2 protein-coding genes and 1 pseudogene are annotated in these 2,903 nt (G+C 69.6%); 1 reads left to right on the top strand and 2 read right to left on the bottom strand.

Annotated elements, in window-relative coordinates:
* Window positions 1-323: 323 nt before the first annotated feature.
* Window positions 324-809: a TrmO family methyltransferase gene (locus AB0M27_RS47210; protein WP_365732377.1), complete on the bottom strand. Its 486-nt coding sequence runs from the start codon at window positions 807-809 to the stop codon at window positions 324-326.
* A gap of 75 nt (window positions 810-884) precedes the next feature.
* Window positions 885-1,775, bottom strand: a complete 891-nt coding sequence (locus AB0M27_RS47215) for a Tat pathway signal protein (protein ID WP_365732378.1) — start codon at window positions 1,773-1,775, stop codon at window positions 885-887.
* 87 nt (window positions 1,776-1,862) lie between these two features.
* Between AB0M27_RS47215 and AB0M27_RS47220 the strand changes: the two are divergent.
* Window positions 1,863-2,903, top strand: a pseudogene (locus AB0M27_RS47220) (ABC transporter ATP-binding protein); the annotation flags it as partial.

The following is a 2,903-nucleotide window of genomic DNA, read 5'->3' on the forward strand; positions in this document are numbered from 1 at the left end:
CACGACTCAACCTGTTCGACCGTCAGCGCATCAGCACACAGTCACATCAACGACACACGACGTTGATCGTCACCCAGATGCGGTTGCAGTACTAAGGCCATAGCGGCTGAACGGCGCAGTCAGCTGACCGAAACCGGCGCCCATCTGCTGCTGATCCGTGGTGAGCAGACGGCTCCGCCAGGCGAAGGCGCCCCATCCCTCGACGCCGGAGGCACCGAGTGATGAGTGCCTGCCGGTACAGCCGTGCGCGACCGTGGTTGGCGCCCGCTCGGGCGGCTACGTCCCGTCGGGCCGCCAGCCTCGGTTGCGGAGGATGCCCCGAGTCAGCGTTCGGCGGCGTCCCTCCAGTAGTCCTTCAGCATCTCGCTGGGCCACGCGGGCTGGGTGACGGGGCCGCGCGGCAGGAACTCCTTGAAGACCGCCACCAGGTCCACCACCAGCGTGCCGTCGTCAGCGTCGAGGTCCGTCACGTGCAGGTCCCGGCCGTCGACGCGGAGCAACCGCGGGAACGAGGTCGCGAGGCGGGCCGGGCGCCGGTGGTTGTGGTGCACGAAGGTTCCCGTCGCCGGCCAGTCCGGGTTGTCCCGCGGGCTGCGCGCGTGGAGGGCAACGTCTTCAGGAGAGCCGAAGTTGAAGAACCAGGTGACCTGGAGGTGAGAGAACTCCTCGATCCCCTGCAGGGTCTCCTCCGGGTACTCCGGGCGCAGCCGAATGATCGACTCCACACCGCCCTTGAAGTCGTCGAGGCGCCCCTTGTGGCCCCCGACCACCTCGGCGATCACCGGCACCTCGATGGACTTTGTGGACACGGGTTCCCCCTTCTCCGCTCGCGGCACGGCAAGGCGGTCAGCCACAGCATGCCCGCCTTCACCACCATGGCGCCGTCAGGCTACTCGTTCGAGTACGGCCTTGGCGCGCTCGTCGATCTCCGCCGCCACGCTGATTCCCCGATTGCGGAAAGGGGACAGCACCCGGCGCATGTTCACGGCTGCCTCGCGTGCTCTGCCCGACTGGACGCCCTCCATCGCGTCCAGGGCCTGTGCCCACGTGTGGCACGCGGCCTCCACGTTCCCCTTGCGGGCCTGCACAGTGCCCATGTAGCCCAACGTCACCGCGTGGGTCCGGCTGAAGGTGTCGGCCTTCCTGGTCAGCGCGCTGTTGTTGAATTCTTGGAGCGCTCCGTCGAGATCGCCGAGCGTCCACAGGGTGCGGGCGGTCTCGTGGGCCAGGGAAGCCCGCTGGAAGAACCACACCCGACTCGGATCCTCGTCGCCGACGTCAGCCGCAGCGAGGTCGTCCTCGGCGCGGAGAAGCGCTGCGATCGCGGCCCGCTTCTGTCCGTTTGCAGCAAGACTGCGTGCCTGCACCACTCCGAGCAGTGCCCGCTCGCGAGGCGTCGCGAGGGTGTACCGCTTACGCTCCACGGAAGCCGTGGCGAGGTCGACGGCAGCACCTGGGTGGCCGAGGTCCGTTGCCTGGTGCGCCATCGCCCGCAGGATGTGGCCGGCGAGGGGAGCGTCGTCGGCTTCCGCCGCGAGCTTCAGCGCCAGCGTGAAGTAGCGCCGCGCGGCCTCATGGTGAGAGGCGTCGAAGCTCATCCAGCCGGCGACGTACACCGCCTCGGAGGCAGCGGCGAGGAGGGCGCGACGAGTGTCGTCGCTGGTGAATACCCCTCCGACGTACCTGGCAACGTCGTCGACGAGGTACTGGTAGAGGGCCGTGCGGCCGTCCATGCCGCCGTGTCGCTGGTCTCTTCGAGAGAAGAACTCTGTCATCTCACGCACAGCGCTGACTTCGGCGGCCCCGACCCTGTGCTCCGGGCCGGGAGGCGCCCGGTGAAGAGGTTCTTCGGACGGGTGCGGATGGCGGAGCCGGAGGTCTCCGACGCCGAGGAGGAGCTCTTCGGCGGTCCTTTGCGCTACGACTTGGGCTGGTCGGAACACGAACGTGCCCGGCTGGACTTGACGATGCTGTCGGCGCTGCGCTCCATGCCGAGGCTGGTCGGGGCGACCTTGCGGATGGCGTGGCAGGCAGACCGCCGCGCGCTGCTCACGGTCGCGATCAGCGAGATCGGACAGGGTCTCGCCGCAGCCGTCGGGCTGCTCGCGGTCAACGCCGTCATGCATGCGCTACTCGGCTCCGGCACCCCCGGCCAGCGGCTGCACGCAGTTCTGCCCGGACTGCTCGCCGCCGCCGGAGCAGCCGTGGTCAACTCGGGCCTGGCCGGATGGTCCACCTCGCGGGCGGGCCGGCTGGAGCCGCTGGTCGAGCGGATCGCCACGACCCAGTACCTGGCCGCCGCCGCGTCGGTCGAACTGGAGGCCATCGAGGACCCGGAGTTCCGGCGGTTGATCGACGTCGCCCAGTACGGCGCCGGATCCGCCCGCCGCATGATCAGTGCCTGCGTCGCCGCGCTGAACGGGACTATCTCCCTGATCTCCACGGCCGGCGTGCTCACCATCCTTCACCCTGTGCTGCTGCCGATGCTGCTCCTGATCGCGGCGCCGCGCGGCTGGGGTGCGATGCGGGTGGCGCAGGAACGGTATGTGTCGGTGATGAGCTGGGTCGAGCACGTGCGGGCGAGCCGCCTCATCGGCAACCTGCTCACGGAGCGCTCCGCCGCGCAGGAGGTGCGCATCCACGCCGTCGGGCCGTTCCTGCTCAGCCGTTACGAGCGCATGGCCGAGAGCGCCGAGGCCGAGCAGGAGCGGCTGGCCGCCGGCAAGGCCGTCACCGAGTGGGTGGCCGCCGCGCTGTCCGGCCTCGCCATGGCGGCGACGTACGCGGCCATGTTCGTGCTGATCATGAGCGGGCACATGAGTCTGGCCGTGGCCGGGACCGCCGTCATCGCCGTCCGGTCCGGTTCGGCGAGCCTGGGCGCGCTGGTGATGAACGTGAACCAG

The sequence above is a fragment of the Streptomyces sp. NPDC052107 genome (assembly GCF_040680215.1).
Lineage (GTDB): Bacteria > Actinomycetota > Actinomycetes > Streptomycetales > Streptomycetaceae > Streptomyces.